We start from the raw sequence: 18,656 nt of genomic DNA on the forward strand, positions 1-18,656 counted from the left end.
CCGGCATTCGGTCAAGGATCGGGTGGCCGCAGCCAGCATGTTTGCATTCATTCCTTCCAATCTTTGAATACCGGAGTTTCCGATGAGCATTTCAGCCACTACGCCGGATGAGGCCATTCCCCGGGCGCTATCCCCCTGGCTCACCTTCCTTTTCGCCGCCGCCTGCGGGCTGGTGGCCGCCAATCTCTATTACGGCCAGCCGCTCGCCGGCCCGATCAGCGCCGATCTCGGCTTCACGCCTGCCGCCACCGGCCTGATCGTCACGCTGACGCAGATCGGCTACGGCCTCGGCCTGCTGCTGATCGTGCCGCTCGGCGATCTCACCGAAAACCGCCGTCTGGTGCTGATGCTGATCGCCGTCTCCGCCGTTGCGCTCATCGGCGCGGCGCTGTCTTCGACGCCCACAACCTTCCTCGTCGCCTCGCTCTCTATCGGTCTTTCATCGGTCGCAGTTCAGGTCCTGGTTCCCTTTGCCGCCAACATGGCGCCTGATGCCACCCGTGGCCAGGTCGTCGGCAACGTCATGAGCGGCCTGCTCTGCGGCATCATGCTCGCCCGCCCCTTCGCAAGCTTCGTCGCCGAGGCCTCTTCCTGGCATGTGGTCTACTACGTCACTGCTGGCGTCATGCTCGTGCTCGCCGTCGTGCTCCGCGCTAACCTGCCGGTCCGCCGGCCGACGACCAGGCTACGCTACGGCGAACTGCTCGCCTCCATGGGCCACCTGGCACTGACCTCGCGGGTGCTGCAGCGCCGGGCGCTCTATCAGGCCGGCATGTTCGGCGCCTTCAGCCTGTTCTGGACGACGACGCCGCTGCTGCTCGCGAGTCCCGCCTTCGGTCTGACACAGAACGGCATCGCCCTCTTCGCGCTTGCCGGTGCAGCTGGCGCCATCGCCTCGCCGATCGCCGGCCGGCTTGCCGATCGCGGGATGACGAAGATCGCCTCGACGCTTGCCATGCTGCTCGGCATGGCCGCCTTCCTGATCAGCCATTTCGCCGGCGACGGCTCGCTTGGCGCTTTGCTGCTCTTGACGGCAGCGGCGATCCTTCTCGATTTCGGCGTGACGACCAATCTCGTCTGCGGCCAGCGCGCCATCTATGCGCTGAACCCGGAACACCGCAGCCGGCTAAACGGCCTGTTCATGGCAACCTTCTTTGCCGGCGGCGCGCTGGGCTCAGCACTCGGCGGCTGGGCCTATGCGACCGGCGGCTGGACGATGACGGCCTGGATCGGCTTCTGCTTCCCGGCGCTGGCCTTCCTGCTGTTCCTGACGGAAGGACGCGGCAAGTAAGAAACCGGGCTATTTGTCGGTGGAATCGAAATGCGAACGGGCGGCGCGAACGGCATCATGGTTCGCTTCCGCCCAGTTCAGAAGCTGCGACAGCGGCTGGTAGAGCGAACGTCCAAGTTCGGTCATCGAATATTCGACGCTCGGCGGCTTGGTCGGGAAGACCTCGCGGTCGATGTAACCATCCCTTTGCAGGTCGCGCAGCGTCTGCGTCAGCATGCGCTGCGAAATATCGGGGATCATCCGCCGCAGCTCGCCAAAGCGATAAGGCCGATCCGCTAGAACCTCGAGCAGCAGCGTCGACCATTTGCCGCCGATCTGCTGCATCATGTCCCTGACCGGGCAATTGCCGAAATCCAGGCCGGCGAGATCGATCTCGCGCCGCGCCCCCGGCATCCTGTTCTTCAGACTGACGACCGCACCGCTCATCTGCTGGTTCCCTTTTGGTAACGTAGAGCCGAAAAACTGCCTCCTTTACATCGCTAAGTCAATTCCTATTCTAGTGTTACTCTCTTTTCGAGACCACCTGCACAACACAGAAGGAAACGACGTATGAGCGAAATCATCCTGGTCACCGGCGCTGCCGGACAGCTCGGCCAGCGTGTCATCCATCACCTCATCGAGACCTACAAGGTCGCCCCCGGCAACATCGTCGCGGCGACGCGCAGCCCCGAAAAGCTCTCCGAACTCGAAAAGAAGGGCGTCGTCACCCGCAAGGCCGATTTCGATGATGCGGCAGGCCTGGAGAAGGCTTTCGCCGGCGTCGACCGGTTGTTGATCATCAGCACCGATGCGCTGGATACTCCCGGCAAACGCCTAGCCCAGCACAAGGGCGCAGTCGCGGCGGCAGTCAAATCAGGTGTCAAGCACATCGCCTACACTTCGATGCCGGGGCCGGACAATTCGCTCGTCACCTTCGCGCCCGATCATCTCGGCAGCGAAAACGCCATCAAGGCAAGCGGCATCGCCCATACGATCATCCGCGATGCCTGGTATCACGACAATTACCTGCACGGCATGCCGCACAACCTGCAGGGCGGCAAATGGTACAGCGCCACGGGCGACGGCAAGATCTCCACCATCTCGCGTGACGACTGCGCCCTGGCGATCGCCGCAGCCCTTGCCTCCGGCACATCCGAGAGCGCCACCTATACGGTGACCGGTACCCAGTCGCTGAACAGCCGGCAGATTGCCGCCATCGTTTCCGACGTCGCCGGCAAGCCGCTCGAAGTGATCGACGTCACCGACGAACAGCTCGGCCAGGGCATGCGCGGCGCCGGACTTCCCGGTTTCGTCGCCGATATGCTGGTTTCTGCCGACGCCAACACCCGCGCCGGCAAGTTCGACATCGTCACCGAAGACTTCACCAAGCTCACCGGCAAACAGCCGCAGCCGCTGAAGGATTTCTTCGTCGAACACAAGGCTACCCTGACCGCCTGAGGTGGTCTGAGACAGCATAAGGCCACCAGGAAAGCTCGCCTCGCACATCATGGGGCGGGCTTTCTTCAATGATCAAACCGCCTGCCCGCAAGCCCGGCAAAAGCGCCGCACCGTTTCCGCCATGCCGTATTCCAGCGCATCGGCGGTCAGGCCATGGCCGATCGAGACCTCGGCAAGCTGGGGAATGCGCTTCACCAGCGCTGGCAGGTTTTCGACCGTCAGATCGTGACCGGCATTGACGGCAAGGCCGATCGCAAGGGCCGCATCCGCCGTCCGACCGAGCGCTTCGAGGATCGGGGCCGCCCGCTCCGGCGCGTCGAAGCAGCCGCCATAGGGACCGGTATAGAGCTCGATCCGATCGGCGCCGACCGCCTTGGCGATCTCAACCGCCTGGGCGTCCCCGTCACCGTCGGCAAATAGCGACACCCGGCACCCCATCGTCTTCAGCCGCGCGACGGCATCGGTCAGGAACGCCTGATGCTTGCGGAAATCCCAGCCGTGATCGGAGGTCGCCTGCGCGGGATCGTCAGGCACCAGCGTCACCTGCTCGGGTGCCGCGCCGGCGCAGAGCTCAAAGAATTCCTCTGTGGGATATCCCTCCATATTGAACTCGGCCTTGGGGAATTCGTCGTCGATCAGGTTGCGGATCACAGGCAGGTCGGAAAAGCGAATGTGCCGCTGGTCGGGGCGCGGATGCACCGTCAGGCCGCTGGCGCCGGAGGCAAGTGCGATCCGCCCGAGCGCTTCGACGCTCGGCCACGGCAGATCGCGCCGGTTGCGCAGCATGGCGATGGCGTTGAGGTTCACGGAGAGCTTGGCGGGCATGGCTGATATCCATCGGTCACGGAAACGGGAGGCTCTGCTTTTAAGCCAAGGACCGCGCGATGACCAACGAGATTCGCAGATGGATGCGATGCCGATCGTTGATGCGCATCGCTGCTGGATGGGGATTCGACCGCACCTGCGTACCGCAAACAGTAATTCTCGCTGTTGTTGAAGACGACCGGCCGATACCGCAATGCAGCGCATGTTTTGCTGCAGCACACCCGAAAACCTCGGCAAATGATGCCGTCACGTTGCTATCCCATTTAAAAGAGATTATTTTTAGCACTTATAAAAAAGATCGTTCACGCATAACGTGGAGATCGTATCGCGTAGTGTACGCCGCGTACTGCTTCTTTCCCAATGAGAAGAACGCCTAGAGGAAACCCCACTCGCCGCGCATGGGAAGCAACTGGCAAAACCGCATGAGGTGCAACAACATGCCCCAGGAGGGTTCATGCCAGACGGTTCCAAACGCCTGTTTGCCACCGCCGGTATCGCTTCGGAGGCCCGGTCGAAATACCGGTTCCTGCCTTCGGCCGCGCTGCCGCCGGATCTACCCGATGGTCCGGTGCCCATTGCCGACATGGCAAACGCATTCGGCGTCACGCACAGGACACTGCATTTCTATGAAGAGAAAGGGTTGATTTCAGCCAACCGCATCGGCCTGATGCGGGTCTACGGCCAGGACGACGTGATGCGCATGGCCGTCATTACAGTCTGCCGCGAAACCGGCATGCCGATCGCCGTCATCCAGGAACTGATGGACGAACTCCGCAACGCCGATTCGCAGGAAACGGCCGAGGCGATGTTCCGCGAGGCCCTGCAGGTGCGCAAACGCGAACTGACGGCCGAGATGTCGACCCTGCACCGCCAGCTCCAGCAGGTCGGCGACCTCCTGGATTTCGACGGCAGCATCGAGGAGCCGCCGTTAAACGACAATCAGGACAGTGCAAGCCTGACCCCGCAGGAGCGGCGTTGCCTGGAACTGATGGCCGAGGGTTATTCCACCCAGAGAATCGCCCGGGCACTCGACCTGAAGCATGACGAAACCCGTGACCTGGAGGCCGGAATTATCCTGAAATTTCGCGCCAACAACCGGTTCCAGGCCATCGCCAAGGCAGTTCTGCTCGGTATTGTACAGGCTTAACGCCACTCACGAGCCCCCGCCTAAGACACGGCCGCCACCGTTTCTTCCTCGCCAGTCCAAATCGGAATGCGACCTGGTCGTAGGTGCGACTGGAATTAGCGGACGATTGTCAGCGTCTCCGCCGCGCGCGTGATCGCGGTATAGAGCCAGCGTTCCCGCGTATCGCGAAATGCCCAGCTCTCGTCGAAGAGCACGACATCATTCCATTGCGAACCCTGCGCCTTGTGAACGGTCAGCGCATAGCCGTAGTCGAACTCATCGTAGCGTTTGCGGGTGTTCCAGGGAATCTCGCCCTCGACATCCTCGAAGGCCTGCTTCAGCAGCTTGATCTTGGCTGCTCCCCGGTCCATGTCGTCGTCTTCGGGGCGGACGAGCAGATTGATGCCGGGCTTCGTCGTTTCCTTGGATGAGGTCATCACCTGCCAGAGCGAACCGTTGAGCAGGCCCTTGGCCGGATCGTTCCTGAGGCAGACGAGCTTGTCGCCGGTCTGCGGATAATCGGCATTGAAGCCTTTCAGCTCGCGCAGGCGCTGATTGTAGCGCCGCCGCGTCCTATTGGTGCCGACGAGCACCTGATCGGCATCGAGCACCAGCTGCTGCGTCACCTCGTTCTTCGAGATCACCTTGGCCGTGCCGTAATCGCCGTACATCACCTCATTGCCTTCGCGCACCTGCATGGCGAGCTTGATGATCGGATTGTCGCGCGCCTGCCGGTGGATATCGGTGAGCAGGTAGTCCGGATCCTGATTGGTGAAGTAGCCGCCGCCGGTGACCGGCGGCAACTGGCCGGGATCGCCGAGCACCAGGATCGGCGTGCCGAAACTCATCAGATCCTTGCCGAGCGCCTCGTCCACCATCGAGCATTCGTCGACGATGATCAGCGCCGCCTTCGCGACCGGGCTTTGCCGGTTGATCGAAAACATCGGCGCGATCGAGGTCTTGCCTGTTTCCTCGTCTTCCACCGCCTCCTCGCCGCGCGGCCGATAGATCAGCGAATGGATCGTCCGGGCGTTAGAGGCGCCGCGCGAGCGCAACACCTGCGCCGCCTTGCCGGTGAAGGCGGCAAACAGCACGTCGCCATCGACATTTTCGGCGAAATGCTTGGCAAGCGTCGTCTTTCCCGTTCCGGCATAGCCGAACAGGCGAAAGAGCGGCGAGCGCCCTTCCTTCAGCCATTTCGAAACAGCCTTCAGGGCTTCATCTTGTTGCGGCGCAAATTGCATGATCGCAGGACTTGGCAGGATTCGCGGGCTTTAGGCAAGGCGGAAAACGGCAAATCGCCCGGCCGGACGATCATCAGTTCCACTGCCGGTCCGCGCCGCTGGCGCACATCGACGGGTCCTGCCCCATAGCCTCGGTGAGAAAATCCAGAACCGTCTTGACGCGCAGCGGCATGTTGCGCCGCGAGGGATAGACGACGGTAACCGGCAGCCGGCTCGGCTGGAAATCCTTCATCACGGGGACCAGCCGGCCGGCGGCGATATCGGGCATCGCGATGATGTGCGAAAGCACCGCAAGACCCGCTCCAGCAAGGGCTGCCCGGTGAATGGCGACGGCATTGCAGGCGGTCAGCCGCGGCGAGATCCGGACCGATATGTCTTCCGAACCGTTTGAGAAGGACCAGGTATTGGCCTCGCCTGCCCTGTTGTAGCACAGGCATTCGTGGTCCTTGATCTCCTTCGGTGCGCGGGGAGCCGCCCTGCGCGCGAGATAGGCGGGAGATGCAATGAGGAACGCGGTCGTCCAGCCGATCCGCCGGCAGACGAGGCTGCTGTCGGCGACCTGGCCCAAGCGTACTTCGAGATCCAGGCGCTCCTCGATCATATCCGAGCTCTGCTCCCTGAAGATGAGTTCGACCGCGAGCTTCGGATGGGCGGCAAGAAGATCGCCGAGCCGCTCGCTGAGATAGAGGCCGAGTGGTGCTGGAACGCTGAGCCTGACCTTTCCCGAGGCCATGGCTCCGTCCGATCCGGCCGCATCGCCAAGCTCCTCAACCGCTTCGAGAATCCGCAGCGCCATCGGCAGCATCCGCTCCCCTTCTGCCGTCAGCGACAGGCCGCTCGTCGTGCGATGCAGGAGGCGGGTGTTGAAATGGCCTTCGAGGGCTGCGACCTGTCGCGAGACCGCCGGCTGCGTCACGTCGAGATCGTGCGCCGCCGCCGAGAACGAACCCGTCTCCACGACGCGCTGAAAGGTCCGCAATGCCGAAACGATATCCATCCCCCTGCCCCTCATACTTTTGTGCATAGGCCTTATGCAGCCAGACTAAGCGAGAATGGCTTTACAGTCCAGCAATTAAGGATATATTATATCCATAAGGATATTTAATATCCTTAATTGAAAGAGAGAGAGAGAGAGAGAGAGAGAGACATGACCCAGCGACTGAACTACGCCCAGCAGTCCCCCGAGCTTTTCAAGAAATTCATGGAATTCAGCATGGCGCTGAAAAGCAGCGTGATCGACGAGAAGCTGCAGGCCCTCGTCGAGATCCGCGCCTCGCAGATCAATGGATGCGGCTTTTGCCTCGATATGCATGTGAAGCAGGCCAAGATCCACGGCGAGACGGAACTGCGGCTCTACCACGTCGCCATCTGGCGGGAATCGAACCTGTTCATCCCCCGGGAGCGCGCAGCCCTTGCCTGGACCGAAGCACTGACCAAGCTTCCCGAGGGCGGCATTCCCGACGAGATTTACGAACGGGTGCGCGGCCAGCTTTCCGAGAAGGAAATCTCGGATCTGACTTTCGTCGTCATGGCGATCAACGCCTGGAACCGCGTCAATGTCGGCTTCAAGACCGTGCCCGGCACGGCCGACAAGGCCTACGGCCTCGATAAGGCTGGCCTGAACTAAACCGCGCAATTCATTGAGAAGATTCACCTTTGACGCTGCCGCACCACGGCAGCGAACGGAGATCCATTATGAAAATCGTTGTCATCGGCGGAACCGGCCTTATCGGTTCGAAGACTGTCGAACGCCTGCGCAAACGCGGCCATGAGGTGATCGCCGCCTCGCCGAACTCCGGCGTCAACACGATCACGGGAGAAGGGCTGACGGAGGCGCTCTCGGGCGCCGAAGTCGTGCTCGACCTCGCCAACTCGCCGTCCTTCGAGGATAAGGCCGTGCTCGAATTTTTCGAGACCTCGGGCCGCAATCTTCTCGCCACCGAAAAACTCGCCGGCGTCAAGCACCATATCGCCCTCTCCGTCGTCGGCACCGAGCGTCTGCAGGAAAGCGGCTATTTCCGCGGCAAGCTTGCCCAGGAAAAACTGATCAAGGCATCGGGAATTCCCTACACCATCGTCCATTCGACGCAGTTCATGGAATTCCTCGGTGGCATCGCCCAATCGGGAACGGTCGGCCAGACGGTCCACCTGTCGCCGGCCTATGTGCAGCCGATTGCTTCCGACGACGTGGCGGACGCCATGGCGGACGTGGCCCTCTCTGCTCCCGCCAACGCGACGCTCGAGATCGCTGGTCCGGAACGGGCGCGCCTCAGCGAGCTCGTCGCCCGCTATCTGAAGGCCATCAAAGACCCGCGCACCACCGAGGCTGATGTCGAGGCGAGATATTTCGGCGCAAGACTGAACGACCAGTCGCTCGTTTCCGACGACAATCCGCGACTTGGTTCGATCACCTTCGAGCAGTGGTTCGCAAAGTCCGCCCAGCCGACATGATTGACGTGCCCTCAAGACGCGACCGCTCGGGCGCGTCTTCCCCCGACCCAGCAACCATGGAGATTCCGATGATCAGAACATTTTTCCTCGCCGCCGCCCTCGCCTTTCCGGCGGCCACCGGCGTCAGCGCCCATGACAGCAGCGAGTCTGCGAAAGTGACACTCGTCTATGAGCACGAGCTTCCGAACGTGCCGGGTAAGAGCATCAAGGGCGTGCTGGTCGAATACGGCCCGGGCGGCTTCTCCGAAGGCCACACCCATCCCGACACCGCCTTCATCTACGCCACCGTGCTCGAAGGTGCGATCCGCAGCCAGGTCAATGACGGCCCGGTCAAGGTCTATCATGCCGGAGAGAGCTTCTCCGAAATGCCGGGCGACCGTCATGGCGTCAGCGCCAACGGCAGCGAGACCAAGCCCGCCCGCCTGCTCGCCGTCTTCGTCGTCGACACCAACCAGAAAGAGCTGACCTACCCGCTCAAGAAGTGATGATCCGCATTACAGCGCCGCGCGTCCTTCAGACGCGCAAAGGACGCTGTAACACTTTGAATCTACGCATCGTGCTTTCCGAAAATCGGTTCCGATTTTCGGGCCGATGCGATACCGCCTGCGCAGGCCTGATGCTTGCGCGGGCGACCGAGATGCTGAATCATGTGCGGCCTGCACCCCGGAGACAGAGAGATGATTGACGACGCCCTCTTCGGCAAACCTCTGATATCCCTGATAACAGTCGGATTCGCCGGTATCGTCGTCTGGCATCTGCTCTCCCGTCATCGGCCGACGACGCGGCTGGTGGTACAGATCCTCTTCTTTGCAGTAATGACGCTGATCCTCGTAGGGAGCGGCATCGAACCCCACCGGTTTCAAGGATATGAGTCCGAGGATCCGCGGGCCCTGCTCGTCATCGTCGCAAAAACGCTCTGGTGGATCCATCTGGCATGGGCCGTCATCGGTTTCATCAGGCTCTATCTGGTGCTGGAGGGCAGTCCACGAGAGGCTCGCCTGCTCCAGGATCTGGTTATCGGCGTCGTCTATATCGGCATGGCCCTCTCGGTTCTGGCCTTCGTCTTCGGCGTGCCGATCGGAACCCTCGTCGCGACCTCGGGCGTGGTCGCCATCATTCTCGGCCTGGCGCTACAGAACACGCTCGCTGACGTCTTCTCCGGCATCGCCCTGACACTCGGACGGCCATACATCATCGGCGACTGGATCCTTCTCAGCGACGGCACGGAGGGCCGCGTCGTCGAAAGCAACTGGCGCGCGACACACATCCTGACCAGCGCAAACAATGTCGTCGTTCTGCCGAACAGTTTTCTGGCAAAGCTCGGCCTGACGAATGTCAGCCGGCCGGACGAGAGCCATCTCCTGGTCCTCACCATCCGCATCGCCCCGACGCGGATGCCGGCATCGGTCCGGCAAATCATGGCAACGGCGCTTGCGAGCTGCAATTCGATCGTGCGCGAGCCGCCGCCGGTCGTGGCACTGAAGGGGCTGGATGCCACGGCGCTGGAGGTCGAGCTGTGGTTCCGAGTGACGAGCCCGAGCCAGCGTGTGACGGCGCGAAACGAGGTGCTCGATCTCGTCTATCGTCACTGCAAATCCGCCGGCCTGCTGCTGGCCATTCCGCCGTCGGCGACGGTGCTGACCGCCGATCTGCCGACGGAAGAAAGCGCAAAGCCGCCGAGCGTAACGCCGCTTGCCCTGATCGAGGCCATTCCGGTCTTTACGACGCTGACATCAGATGAAAAGCGCAGGCTCGCCGAAACCGCGACTGTCCGGGAGTTCCGCAAGGGCGATGTGATCGTGCGGGAGGACGAAATGCTCCCCTCACTGATGATGGTGCGCGCCGGCATCATCGCGGCGCGGAACGCAGGCGAGGAACGCGGACGGCTCGCGCCGGGCGACTTTTTTGGAGAGACCGGACTGCTCGCCGGCATGCAGGAAGTCTGCACCCTGGAGGCTCTCACCCCCGTGACCGCCTATGAGATCGATCAGGAGGCCTTCGCGCCGCTGCTAAGCGAACGCCCGGCGCTGGCGGAAGAAATCGCCGACCACCTCGCCAGCCGCGCCGAGCGCTTCCGCAACGGCGCCTCCTTGCCCCCGGAACATGCCCGCAGCGCCCATGCCATCCTGAAGACCATCAGGACCATCTTCAAGGCATAGCGATCGGCACCCCGCTCAGCCAGCGCGCTTGAGCACCCATTCGAACGTCCTCCGCCAAATGTCGGCCGGCACTTCCTCGGACAAGGTGCCGACCAGGTCGGAAAGCCGGACGCGCCTCAGCGTATCCCGCCAGGCCTCGTCGGCCTCCCACATGATGCGCGCGACCGCGCATGGCTTGCTGTCGCAATATCCTTCCGGCCGGCAGGGATTGTTCGCCCGGATGTTCGTACAGGTGAAGCTGCGGGCCTTCCCCTCGACCGCCTCGACGATCTCGAGAAAATTGATATCCGAGGGGGTCTTGGCAAGCCTGTAGCCGCCACTCGGACCGAGCGTAGTCTCGACCAGCGATGCCTGCGAAAGGCTCTGCAGTGCTTTGGAGAGATATTCCTTCGGCAGACCATGAAGCTCGGCGAGCGCCTTGGTGGAAAGATACCTGCCCTCTGGCAGGCCCGCGAGAATGGCGCAGCAGTGAAGCGCCCATTCGACCTGGCTTTTCAGGATCATTCAGCAACTCGTTGGATGGCTGGCTCTGCCGTTGGAATTAAGGATATATCATATCCGAAAACCGACACGATGTAAATGAGCTGCAAAAGCAGCGTGTTGTTGCCTGAACGGCGATGCGGGCTCCGATCTCCCCTCAGCCCCCGTTCTCGTCCTCTCCCCGCGCCTGCTCATTTTCAATTCCGGCGATCAGCTTGCGCAGCAGCACAGCGAGCGCCTCGCGCTCCTTTCCGTCAAGAGCCTGCAGAAACGAAGCTTCGCTCGCCATGTCTGTGCGGAAGGCCTTTTCGGCGAGTGCCGCACCCGCCTCGCTCAATGCCACCAGCACACTGCGTCCATCGCGTGGTGATTTCTCCCGGCGGATCAGTCCCGCCTTCTCCAGCCGGTCAAGCCTGTGGGTCAGGCCTCCCGAGGAGATCATCAGCGCCGAATACATCTCCGTCGGGGTCATCAGGTAAGGCGGTCCGGAACGGCGAAGCGTTGCGATCACGTCGAATTCGCCGCGGTCGAGGCCAAAATCGGCAAATGTCGCCTCGATGCTGGGACGCACCAGGTTCGACAGCCGGAAGGCCCGCCCCAGGATTGCCATCGGCTCGGTGTCGACGTCGGGCAGTTCCAGCGCCCATTGCCCGCGCAGCCGGTCGACATGATCCTCGCAGGAGTCGTCTCCTTTAGTTCCATTCGTCATTTTCTGCCTCATATGCCACCACAGCCGAGACATACACCTTCCATCTGCATCAAGGAAGATATCTTGACGGGAAGATAGTTTTGGGAATATATCTTCTCACGAAGATAGTTTTGCGATTGCAGGTAGCACCAGCAGGAGACAAGTGATGTTCAGGATTCTTCGCCACCAGGAACCGCGACCCGATCAGGCCCGTACGGTCCGCTTCGAAGGCCGCGATCATGGCGGCGAGATATCGCTTTTTCTGGTCGACAATGAGCCCGGCCAAGGGCCTGACCTGCATGTCCACCCCTATTCCGAAACGTGGGCCGTCAGGAAAGGCGAAGCCGAATTCACCGTGGGCGACGCCAAGACCCGCGCCTTTCCCGGCGATATCCTCGTCGTGGCCGCCAACATTCCCCACCGCTTCGAGAATGTCGGCACCGGACGGCTCGAAGTCGTCTGCATTCATGCCAGCGACACGATCGTACAGGAGTTTGTGTGAGGCGAAGCCGCCTGGAAGGCAAAGCTCAGAAGACAAGGAAGAGGAGAGAACTGCAATGCCCAAGATGATCTTCGTCAACCTGCCGGTGAAAGACCTTGCCGCTGCGACTCGTTTCTACGAAGCGATCGGCTGCAGCAAGAACGAACAGTTCAGCGATCACCAGGCGTCGAACATGGTTTGGTCCGACGCCATCTTCTTCCATCTGCTGACGCGCGATTTCTTCGCGACCTTCACGCCGAAGCCCGTTGCCGAAGCGCAGAAGGCGAGCGAAATGCTGATCGCCCTGACGATGGACAGCCGTGAAGAGGTGGACGCTATCGTCGAGGCAGCAGCCGCCGCCGGCGGCAAAGCCGATCCGCGCGCGCCGACGGACATGGGCTGGCTCTACAACCGTGCCTTCGAAGATCCCGATGGCCATATATTCGAAGCGGTCTGGGTCGACATGGCGGCGGCGACCGCCACCGGAGAATAGCGGCAAGGCGTGCGCGGACGAAACGAGCTTCGGCCCACCTTGCCCGCCATGAAAACTTTTGGTGCGCCTGGAATAAAACCACCGCGCCTCGTGTCTCATCTCAGGTATCGCAAGATTGCGTGCCCAATCTGAGGAGAGACATCATGAAATCCGTGAAATTCCTGTCCGTCGTGGTGGCCGTCGCCCTTGCCGCGACCGCTGCTTTCGCCGCTGCTCCCGTCAAGGAAGTCGACTCCGCCAAGGGCAAGGTTCTTGCCGGCGAAAACGGCATGACGCTCTACACCTTCAAGAAGGACGTCAAGGGCGTTTCCAACTGCAACGACGATTGCGCCAAGAACTGGCCGCCGCTGATGGCCGCTGGCGATGCCAAGGCTGATGGTGCATATTCGATCGTCGATCGCAAGGATGGCACGAAGCAATGGGCCAAGGACGGCATGCCGCTCTATTTCTGGGTCAAGGACACGAAAGCCGGCGACATCACCGGCGATGGCGTCGGCGGCAACTGGGACCTCGCCAAGCCTTGATCGCGAAGACCCCGATCACAAGCGAGTTGCCGGCGTGAAAACACCCGCACCCGAAACCTTCGAGGGCCAGATCCTGGCCCTCCTGCCCGCGCTCAGGCGCTATTCGCGTAGCCTGACGCGCTCGGATGCCGATGGCGAGGACCTGCTCCAGGATTGCGTCGAAAAGGTTCTCACGCGCCGCGGCCAATGGCGCGGCCTCAACCTGCGCGGCTGGGTCCTGACCATCATGACCAATCTCTACCGCAACGGCCGGCGCGGCAAGGCGCGCGACAGCCTCGTCGAACTCGACGCAGCAGTTGATCTGGCCGCGCCTGAAGTGCCGGCCGATCCGCAGGAGCGCGCGCGGCTGGACAATGCGCTGAACAGCCTTTCGGAGGAATACCGCGCCGTGCTGATGCTTGTCGTTATTGAGGGATACACCTACAGCGAGGTCGCAGCCGCTCTCGATATCCCCATCGGCACCGTCATGTCCCGCCTGTCGCGCGCCCGCCAGCGTGTCGCCGAGCGGCTGAAAGCCGACAATATCATTACGCTCCGGAGACCGAAATGAACGACACCAACCCGAGCGTAACCGAAGCCGACCTCCACGCCTATGCCGACGGCCAGCTGCCGGAAACCGCACGCGCCCGCATCGATGCCTTCCTGGCAGACAATCCCGACGAGGCGGCGATGGTCGCCGAATGGCAGGCGCAGAATACAGGCATCCGATCGCTGTTTGCAGGCTATGAAAAAACAAAGGAAACCGACGCTCTCCTGGTTTCGCCGCCGCGCGGCAGCTCTTCCGGGCGGAAACGCGCCGCGATCGCCGCAGCCGCCCTCCTCGTCTTCGCGCTCGGCGCCGTCAGCGGTCATTATGGTCCGGCCTTTCTGGAAAAACCGGAGTTGCAGCTTGCCGCCTCAGAGACCCTGCCGAAACAGGCTGAGACCGCCTTCATGGTCTATGCCGCTGAGGTTCGCCACCCCGTCGAAGTCTTCGCCAACGAGGAGGCCCATCTCGCCACTTGGCTCGGCAAACGCCTGGCGATAGAGAATCTCAAGATCCCGAATTTGCAGTCGCTCGGCTTCAAGTTGGTCGGCGGTCGCTTGTTGCCGGTCGATGGCAGGCCGGGCGCCATGTTCATGTACGAAAACCAGGCCGGCGAGCGACTGACCGTCCTGGTCGGCCGCAACACGGAAAACCGCACGACGAGTTTCCGCTTCGCCTCATCCGACAATCTCGAGACCTTCTACTGGATCGACGGCGAACTTGGCTACGCCGTCACCGGCGAAATCTCCCGCGAGACGCTGCGGGAGGTGGCCGAGGAGTGCTACCGACAATTCCCGTCGTGAGGATCAGCGCGAGGGATCGTTGCTTAGCTCGATCGGCCGTCCGTGCGGCGTCGCTTCTGCCGCCCGCTGCCAGCTCTGCTGCAGCGCCAGGATCGTTTCCGCATCGGCGATGCCGTTGTCGACGATGAGGTTGGAGAGTGCCGCCACCCAGCAGTCAAAATAGTCGCTGCCATCTTCGGCCCGGCCAGGCTTGTGCAATTGCGCGGAAAGCGTTTCAGCCCATTCGCTCCAGCTGAACAGGCCGTTTGCGTGCAGATGCACGGTCATGGCAAAAGCTTCGGCCGCCCAAGGCTCGGGGAAAACCGGCTCGCCCTCCGGCGATCTCGGCAGCCCGGACGATTGCGTCAGCGGCGATATCTCAAGCCGGCGCAAGATAGCTCTCCCAGGCATCGATCGACACGGTCAGCGTGGGATCGGCATCTCCGCCCCAAATCTCCGCGCCGTCGAAAACGACCGTATAGAGCCATTGCGGGTTTTCGCCCTTGCCATGCGCGTTGTCGTCAGGAAAGACGAAGGAGCCCTGCACCGCCTCGACCATTCCGGTCCTGGCGCGGGCATAACGCGGCAGGCGCGTATGTGTGACCGGATTGAAATTCTTGGTCTTCACTGTCTCACCGACCACGAAGAGCGGCGCGGTCTCGACAGGACGATCGCAAGGGCCGCCTTTCGCCAGAACGCCGGGCACCATGTCCGCCTTCAGCACGCGTTTTGGAACCGCTCCCGCCTGCTGCGCATGGCCGGACAGCAATTCCGCGCGCGTCGCAAAGCCGTGCCGTTCAAGCAGCATATCGATGCCGCGGATCCAGATTTCGTAGTAGCTGGCAGCGAGATAATCGGCCGGCGGAATATTCTCGCGCGCATGCCGGCTTTCGTCGATCGTCCATGCGCCGAAAGCGCCGCAGGAAAGTGTGATGCCGAGCGCCCGCTTTTCCCATTCGGCATGGAAATAGGGCTCGTTCTGTTCGGGCGCAACAGGTCCGAGGCCCATCTGCCCACCGAGATCGTGCGGTCCGTTCATGTGGCGCTCTCCGGCCTGCGGGCAACCGCCGTGCCGATCATCGCATCGCGGCTGACGAGGCCGGCGAGCACCTGCTCGTCCATTCCGTCGGTCCCTTCGGGCCGTTCGGGAATGACGAGGTAACGCAGCTCCGCCGTCGAATCCCAGACGCGGATTTTCTTGTCCTCCGGCAGCCTCAGACCGAATTCGGCCAGCACGCCGCGCGGATCGATGACGGCGCGCGAACGATAAGCCGGCGCCTTGTACCAGACCGGCGGCAGGCCGAGCACCGACCAAGGATAACAGGAGCAGAGCGTGCAGACGACGAGGTTATGGGTCTCGGCCGTATTGAAGACGGCGCGCATGTGCTCGCCCTGCCGGCCGGTATAACCGAGGCTGTTGATGGCCGCCGTCGCATCGCGCCTCAGCCAGTCGGCAAAATCGGCATCGCTCCAGGCCTTGGCGACGACATGCGCGCCGTTCCTCGGTCCCACCTTCGTCTCGTAGGTCTCGACGATCGCATCGATCGCCGCCGGATCAATCAGCCCCTTCTCCGTCAGCAGCGTTTCCAGCGCCTTCACGCGCGCCTGCATGTCGGAATAATGATTGTCGTGACCATGCCCGTGGGCGTGCTCATCTCCGTGAGCATGGTCGTCCTCATGGTCGTGCAAGGCGAAGCCCTCCCGAAACTGCTCGCTATTTCTAACATATGCCGCAGGCCCGCCAAGCCCTTCTATGTCTCATGCGCTTTTCCGCTAATCTCCTGTCATGAACATTCTGATTCTCGGCGCAACCGGCTTCATAGGCTCCGTCGTCGCGGCCCGGCTCGTTGCCGACGGCCACGCCGTGACCGGCCTCGGCCGCAATCCCGCGCGCGCGCGCCTGAAACAGCAGGCGATCGACTGGCAGCGCGCAGATCTCTCGCGCATGACGAAACCAGCGGATTGGGACGAGATCCTCAAGGACCAGCATGTCGTCGTCAATTGCGCCGGCGCCCTGCAGGATGGCCTGTCGGATGATCTGTCGGCCACCCAGGCAGAGGCGATGTTGGCGCTCTATTCCGCAGCAAGACGTTCGTCGCGCCCGCTCATCGTGCAGATATCCGCAAGGACGGCGGGAGCCGCTGGCAATCTTCCCTTCCTCGCCACCAAGCGGCGGGCCGACGAGACGCTGGCGGCAAGCGGCCTGCCTTACCTCATCCTGCGCCCTGCCCTCGTTCTCGGCCGCAATGCCCATGGCGGTTCGGCGCTGCTGCGGGCGCTTGCCGCCTTTCCCCTGGTGCTGCCACTGGTTCATGCCGAAAATCCGGTCGAAACGCTTTCGGTGGACGATGTGGCGGAAGCCGTGTCGCGGGCGGTCTCTGGTGGCATCTCCGGCGATATCGATCTTGCCGCCAACGAAGTTCTGACGCTCGCCGATCTCGTCCGCCTTCACCGCCAGTGGCTCGGCCTTCCGCCCGCCCGCGCGTTCCCTGTTCCCGGCTGGCTTGCCAGGCCGGTGACGTGGCTGGCCGATTTGTCAGGTCTACTCGGCTGGCGTTCGCCGCTGCGCTCGACGGCGATGACAGTGATGTCGGAAGGCGTGCGGAGCTCGAAGGCAATGAGCGACCTTGCTGCGACATCCGCGGCGTCGACGCTCGCGGCCAAACCCTCCGGCGTACAGGATCTCTGGTTTGCCAGGCTCTACCTTCTGAAACCGTTCGTCATATCGGGCCTATCCGTTTTCTGGCTGCTCTCAGGTTTGATCCCGCTGCTGGCGCTGGAGAAAACGTCAGCTCACTTCCTGCCGTTCATGCCGGAGGCCGCAGCAACGGCGCTGACGCTTGTAACCTGCCTGATCGACATCGCTCTCGGCGCCGCCGTCCTCCTTCGCCCGCTGGCGAAACGCGCCCTTCTCGGCATGCTGGCCGTGTCGTTCGCCTACCTTGCCGGCGCCAGCCTGCTCGAACCCGCACTCTGGCTCGATCCGCTCGGTCCCCTCGTCAAGGTACTGCCATCGATCCTGCTGACGCTCACCGCACTTGCCATCCTGGATGAACGCTGATGCTTGAGGAATGGCTGCTGCTTGCCCATGTCATCGGCGCAACAGTGCTCTTCGGCACCGGCGCCGGTATCGCCTTCTTCATGGTGATGGCGCACCGGACACGCGATCCCCGTCTAATCGCTCATGTCGCCAGCACGGTTGTCATCGCCGACACCCTCTTCACCGCCACCGCAGCCATTCTCCAGCCGGTGACCGGCTATCTGCTGGCCCGGTCGATCGGTTGGGAACTGTCGGAGGGATGGATTGCGCTGTCGCTGCTGCTCTATATCGTGACAGGGCTGTTCTGGCTGCCGGTCGTCTGGATCCAGATCCGGCTGCGCGATCTTGCCCGCGCCGCAGCAGCGGCGGGAAAAGCCCTGCCGCCGGCCTATTTCAGCCTCTACCGTATCTGGTTCGCCTGCGGTTTTCCGGCCTTCTTCGCCGTCATCGGCATTCTCTGGCTGATGCTCATGAAGCCGGCGATCACTCTATTTTAGCATCGGCCAGAGGCTTAGCACCAACAGCACCGCCATGCTGATATTGAACCATTTCAGCCGCACCGGATCGGAAAGCCATTCCCTGAGCGCCGAGCCGAAGCCGGCCCAGGTCGAGACGCTGGGCACATTGACTGCCGCAAAAGCGAGCCCCACGATCAGCACGCTCACCAGATAGAGTTGCGGATTGGTGTAGGTCGCCATCGCGGTGACCGCCATCACCCAGGCTTTCGGGTTGACCCACTGGAAGGCGGCGGCCGCCAAGAAGGACATCGGCTCGACGCCGCTCCTGCCTTCGCTGAGCGAGCGCGACGAGGCGATCTTCCAGGCGATCCAGAGGAGATAGGCGCCGCCTGCAAACTTCAGCGCCGTGTAGACCATAGGCACCGTGTGCAGCAGCGCGCCGAGCCCAAGGCCGACGCCGATCAGCAGCGAGAAGAAACCGACGCCGATGCCGAACATATGCGGGATCGTCCTGCGGAAGCCGAAATTCACGCCCGATGCGAAGAGCATCATATTGTTCGGTCCCGGCGTGATCGAGGTCGTGAAGGCGAAGAGAACGAGGGCGAGAAATGTATCCAGCGGCATGCGACCTCCCGAAGCCAGCTTTTCTGC

At 62.3% G+C, this 18,656-nt stretch carries 25 protein-coding genes; 15 read left to right on the forward strand and 10 right to left on the reverse strand.

The window, feature by feature from the left end:
• Window positions 1-82: 82 nt before the first annotated feature.
• Window positions 83-1,291, forward strand: coding sequence for an MFS transporter (locus RL_RS16585; RefSeq protein WP_011652719.1), 1,209 nt, complete (start codon window positions 83-85; stop codon window positions 1,289-1,291).
• Between the two features lie 9 nt (window positions 1,292-1,300).
• Here RL_RS16585 and RL_RS16590 read toward each other — a convergent pair whose 3' ends face one another.
• Entirely contained in the window at window positions 1,301-1,717 is a 417-nt protein-coding gene (locus tag RL_RS16590; protein WP_011652720.1) for a winged helix-turn-helix transcriptional regulator, read from the reverse strand.
• Between the two features lie 123 nt (window positions 1,718-1,840).
• Between RL_RS16590 and RL_RS16595 the strand changes: the two genes are divergently transcribed.
• Entirely contained in the window at window positions 1,841-2,728 is an 888-nt protein-coding gene (locus RL_RS16595) for an SDR family oxidoreductase (RefSeq protein ID WP_011652721.1), read from the forward strand.
• Between the two features lie 72 nt (window positions 2,729-2,800).
• Here the strand turns inward: RL_RS16595 and RL_RS16600 are convergent, their stop codons facing one another.
• A complete protein-coding gene (locus RL_RS16600) occupies window positions 2,801-3,553 on the reverse strand; it encodes a pyridoxine 5'-phosphate synthase (RefSeq protein ID WP_011652722.1) in 753 nt (250 codons plus the stop codon).
• 59 nt (window positions 3,554-3,612) lie between these two features.
• Between RL_RS16600 and RL_RS39715 the strand changes: the two genes are divergently transcribed.
• A complete protein-coding gene (locus RL_RS39715; protein ID WP_129557798.1) occupies window positions 3,613-3,930 on the forward strand; it encodes a hypothetical protein in 318 nt (105 codons plus the stop codon).
• A 77-nt stretch (window positions 3,931-4,007) separates the two neighbouring features.
• The gene (locus RL_RS16605; RefSeq protein WP_011652723.1) at window positions 4,008-4,700 is read left to right on the forward strand and encodes a MerR family transcriptional regulator; all 693 of its coding nucleotides are present in this window, start codon (window positions 4,008-4,010) and stop codon (window positions 4,698-4,700) included.
• Window positions 4,701-4,795: 95 nt separating this feature from the next.
• Here the strand turns inward: RL_RS16605 and RL_RS16610 are convergent, their stop codons facing one another.
• Together RL_RS16610 and RL_RS16615 are read right to left on the reverse strand one after the other, a co-directional pair.
• A complete protein-coding gene (locus RL_RS16610; protein WP_003541249.1) occupies window positions 4,796-5,923 on the reverse strand; it encodes an ATP-dependent DNA helicase in 1,128 nt (375 codons plus the stop codon).
• A 73-nt stretch (window positions 5,924-5,996) separates the two neighbouring features.
• Window positions 5,997-6,920 (reverse strand): LysR family transcriptional regulator, encoded by a 924-nt coding sequence (locus RL_RS16615; protein ID WP_028740896.1) that lies wholly within the window; start codon window positions 6,918-6,920, stop codon window positions 5,997-5,999.
• A 150-nt stretch (window positions 6,921-7,070) separates the two neighbouring features.
• Here RL_RS16615 and RL_RS16620 point away from each other — a divergent pair, with 150 nt between their 5' ends.
• From RL_RS16620 to RL_RS16635, 4 genes are all read left to right on the forward strand, one after another.
• Complete coding sequence (locus tag RL_RS16620) at window positions 7,071-7,550, forward strand: carboxymuconolactone decarboxylase family protein (RefSeq protein ID WP_011652725.1); 480 nt, start codon at window positions 7,071-7,073, stop codon at window positions 7,548-7,550.
• Window positions 7,551-7,618: 68 nt separating this feature from the next.
• On the forward strand, window positions 7,619-8,374 hold the full coding sequence (locus RL_RS16625) for an SDR family oxidoreductase (protein WP_011652726.1): 756 nt from the start codon (window positions 7,619-7,621) through the stop codon (window positions 8,372-8,374).
• A gap of 68 nt (window positions 8,375-8,442) precedes the next feature.
• Window positions 8,443-8,859 carry a cupin domain-containing protein gene (locus tag RL_RS16630; protein WP_011652727.1) on the forward strand — a complete coding sequence of 139 codons (417 nt, stop codon included), beginning with the start codon at window positions 8,443-8,445 and terminating at the stop codon, window positions 8,857-8,859.
• 192 nt (window positions 8,860-9,051) lie between these two features.
• Complete coding sequence (locus RL_RS16635) at window positions 9,052-10,533, forward strand: cyclic nucleotide-binding domain-containing protein (RefSeq protein WP_011652728.1); 1,482 nt, start codon at window positions 9,052-9,054, stop codon at window positions 10,531-10,533.
• A 15-nt stretch (window positions 10,534-10,548) separates the two neighbouring features.
• Here the strand turns inward: RL_RS16635 and RL_RS16640 are convergent, their stop codons facing one another.
• Both RL_RS16640 and RL_RS16645 read right to left on the reverse strand, forming a co-directional pair.
• A complete protein-coding gene (locus tag RL_RS16640) occupies window positions 10,549-11,037 on the reverse strand; it encodes an RrF2 family transcriptional regulator (RefSeq protein WP_011652729.1) in 489 nt (162 codons plus the stop codon).
• A 133-nt stretch (window positions 11,038-11,170) separates the two neighbouring features.
• Window positions 11,171-11,722: a MarR family winged helix-turn-helix transcriptional regulator gene (locus RL_RS16645; RefSeq protein WP_028740895.1), complete on the reverse strand. Its 552-nt coding sequence runs from the start codon at window positions 11,720-11,722 to the stop codon at window positions 11,171-11,173.
• Between the two features lie 145 nt (window positions 11,723-11,867).
• Between RL_RS16645 and RL_RS16650 the strand changes: the two genes are divergently transcribed.
• The 5 genes from RL_RS16650 (at window position 11,868) to RL_RS16670 (ending at window position 14,528) form a co-directional block, all read left to right on the forward strand.
• Window positions 11,868-12,203: a cupin domain-containing protein gene (locus RL_RS16650; RefSeq protein WP_032992433.1), complete on the forward strand. Its 336-nt coding sequence runs from the start codon at window positions 11,868-11,870 to the stop codon at window positions 12,201-12,203.
• A gap of 55 nt (window positions 12,204-12,258) precedes the next feature.
• Window positions 12,259-12,675, forward strand: coding sequence for a VOC family protein (locus tag RL_RS16655; RefSeq protein ID WP_011652732.1), 417 nt, complete (start codon window positions 12,259-12,261; stop codon window positions 12,673-12,675).
• Between the two features lie 143 nt (window positions 12,676-12,818).
• Window positions 12,819-13,199 carry a COG4315 family predicted lipoprotein gene (locus RL_RS16660; protein ID WP_011652733.1) on the forward strand — a complete coding sequence of 127 codons (381 nt, stop codon included), beginning with the start codon at window positions 12,819-12,821 and terminating at the stop codon, window positions 13,197-13,199.
• A gap of 34 nt (window positions 13,200-13,233) precedes the next feature.
• Window positions 13,234-13,749: an RNA polymerase sigma factor gene (locus RL_RS16665; protein ID WP_011652734.1), complete on the forward strand. Its 516-nt coding sequence runs from the start codon at window positions 13,234-13,236 to the stop codon at window positions 13,747-13,749.
• Entirely contained in the window at window positions 13,746-14,528 is a 783-nt protein-coding gene (locus RL_RS16670; protein WP_011652735.1) for an anti-sigma factor family protein, read from the forward strand. The genes RL_RS16665 and RL_RS16670 overlap by 4 nt, the downstream gene beginning before the upstream one ends.
• Before the next feature lie 3 nt (window positions 14,529-14,531).
• Here RL_RS16670 and RL_RS16675 read toward each other — a convergent pair whose 3' ends face one another.
• Genes RL_RS16675 through nthA form a run of 3 tightly spaced genes read right to left on the reverse strand, consistent with a single transcriptional unit; the run spans window position 14,532 to window position 16,196 of the window.
• Window positions 14,532-14,900 (reverse strand): nitrile hydratase accessory protein, encoded by a 369-nt coding sequence (locus tag RL_RS16675; RefSeq protein WP_011652736.1) that lies wholly within the window; start codon window positions 14,898-14,900, stop codon window positions 14,532-14,534.
• On the reverse strand, window positions 14,887-15,546 hold the full coding sequence (nthB, locus tag RL_RS16680; RefSeq protein ID WP_011652737.1) for a nitrile hydratase subunit beta: 660 nt from the start codon (window positions 15,544-15,546) through the stop codon (window positions 14,887-14,889). The genes RL_RS16675 and nthB overlap by 14 nt, the downstream gene beginning before the upstream one ends.
• Window positions 15,543-16,196, reverse strand: a complete 654-nt coding sequence (gene nthA / locus RL_RS16685) for a nitrile hydratase subunit alpha (RefSeq protein WP_011652738.1) — start codon at window positions 16,194-16,196, stop codon at window positions 15,543-15,545. The genes nthB and nthA overlap by 4 nt, the downstream gene beginning before the upstream one ends.
• 97 nt (window positions 16,197-16,293) lie before the next feature.
• On the opposite strand from nthA, the gene RL_RS16690 reads away from it, so the two are divergent.
• Window positions 16,294-17,568: an SDR family oxidoreductase gene (locus tag RL_RS16690; RefSeq protein ID WP_011652739.1), complete on the forward strand. Its 1,275-nt coding sequence runs from the start codon at window positions 16,294-16,296 to the stop codon at window positions 17,566-17,568.
• A complete protein-coding gene (locus RL_RS16695) occupies window positions 17,568-18,044 on the forward strand; it encodes a DUF2269 family protein (RefSeq protein WP_011652740.1) in 477 nt (158 codons plus the stop codon). Before RL_RS16690 ends, RL_RS16695 begins: the two co-directional genes overlap by 1 nt.
• Here the strand turns inward: RL_RS16695 and RL_RS16700 are convergent.
• Entirely contained in the window at window positions 18,036-18,629 is a 594-nt protein-coding gene (locus tag RL_RS16700; RefSeq protein ID WP_011652741.1) for a LysE family translocator, read from the reverse strand. The two genes, RL_RS16695 and RL_RS16700, sit on opposite strands and share 9 nt — an antisense overlap.
• Window positions 18,630-18,656: the final 27 nt, after the last annotated feature.

Source organism: Rhizobium johnstonii 3841 (assembly GCF_000009265.1).
Lineage (GTDB): Bacteria > Pseudomonadota > Alphaproteobacteria > Rhizobiales > Rhizobiaceae > Rhizobium > Rhizobium acaciae.

Coding starts and splice junctions, on each gene's coding strand:
- RL_RS16585 (WP_011652719.1), top strand. CDS start 83: ATGAGCATTTCAGCCACTACGCCGGATGAGGCCATTCCCCGGGCGCTA.
- RL_RS16590 (WP_011652720.1), bottom strand. CDS start 1,717: ATGAGCGGTGCGGTCGTCAGTCTGAAGAACAGGATGCCGGGGGCGCGG.
- RL_RS16595 (WP_011652721.1), top strand. CDS start 1,841: ATGAGCGAAATCATCCTGGTCACCGGCGCTGCCGGACAGCTCGGCCAG.
- RL_RS16600 (WP_011652722.1), bottom strand. CDS start 3,553: ATGCCCGCCAAGCTCTCCGTGAACCTCAACGCCATCGCCATGCTGCGC.
- RL_RS39715 (WP_129557798.1), top strand. CDS start 3,613: ATGACCAACGAGATTCGCAGATGGATGCGATGCCGATCGTTGATGCGC.
- RL_RS16605 (WP_011652723.1), top strand. CDS start 4,008: ATGCCAGACGGTTCCAAACGCCTGTTTGCCACCGCCGGTATCGCTTCG.
- RL_RS16610 (WP_003541249.1), bottom strand. CDS start 5,923: ATGCAATTTGCGCCGCAACAAGATGAAGCCCTGAAGGCTGTTTCGAAA.
- RL_RS16615 (WP_028740896.1), bottom strand. CDS start 6,920: ATGGATATCGTTTCGGCATTGCGGACCTTTCAGCGCGTCGTGGAGACG.
- RL_RS16620 (WP_011652725.1), top strand. CDS start 7,071: ATGACCCAGCGACTGAACTACGCCCAGCAGTCCCCCGAGCTTTTCAAG.
- RL_RS16625 (WP_011652726.1), top strand. CDS start 7,619: ATGAAAATCGTTGTCATCGGCGGAACCGGCCTTATCGGTTCGAAGACT.
- RL_RS16630 (WP_011652727.1), top strand. CDS start 8,443: ATGATCAGAACATTTTTCCTCGCCGCCGCCCTCGCCTTTCCGGCGGCC.
- RL_RS16635 (WP_011652728.1), top strand. CDS start 9,052: ATGATTGACGACGCCCTCTTCGGCAAACCTCTGATATCCCTGATAACA.
- RL_RS16640 (WP_011652729.1), bottom strand. CDS start 11,037: ATGATCCTGAAAAGCCAGGTCGAATGGGCGCTTCACTGCTGCGCCATT.
- RL_RS16645 (WP_028740895.1), bottom strand. CDS start 11,722: ATGACGAATGGAACTAAAGGAGACGACTCCTGCGAGGATCATGTCGAC.
- RL_RS16650 (WP_032992433.1), top strand. CDS start 11,868: ATGTTCAGGATTCTTCGCCACCAGGAACCGCGACCCGATCAGGCCCGT.
- RL_RS16655 (WP_011652732.1), top strand. CDS start 12,259: ATGCCCAAGATGATCTTCGTCAACCTGCCGGTGAAAGACCTTGCCGCT.
- RL_RS16660 (WP_011652733.1), top strand. CDS start 12,819: ATGAAATCCGTGAAATTCCTGTCCGTCGTGGTGGCCGTCGCCCTTGCC.
- RL_RS16670 (WP_011652735.1), top strand. CDS start 13,746: ATGAACGACACCAACCCGAGCGTAACCGAAGCCGACCTCCACGCCTAT.
- nthB (WP_011652737.1), bottom strand. CDS start 15,546: ATGAACGGACCGCACGATCTCGGTGGGCAGATGGGCCTCGGACCTGTT.
- RL_RS16690 (WP_011652739.1), top strand. CDS start 16,294: ATGAACATTCTGATTCTCGGCGCAACCGGCTTCATAGGCTCCGTCGTC.
- RL_RS16695 (WP_011652740.1), top strand. CDS start 17,568: ATGCTTGAGGAATGGCTGCTGCTTGCCCATGTCATCGGCGCAACAGTG.
- RL_RS16700 (WP_011652741.1), bottom strand. CDS start 18,629: ATGCCGCTGGATACATTTCTCGCCCTCGTTCTCTTCGCCTTCACGACC.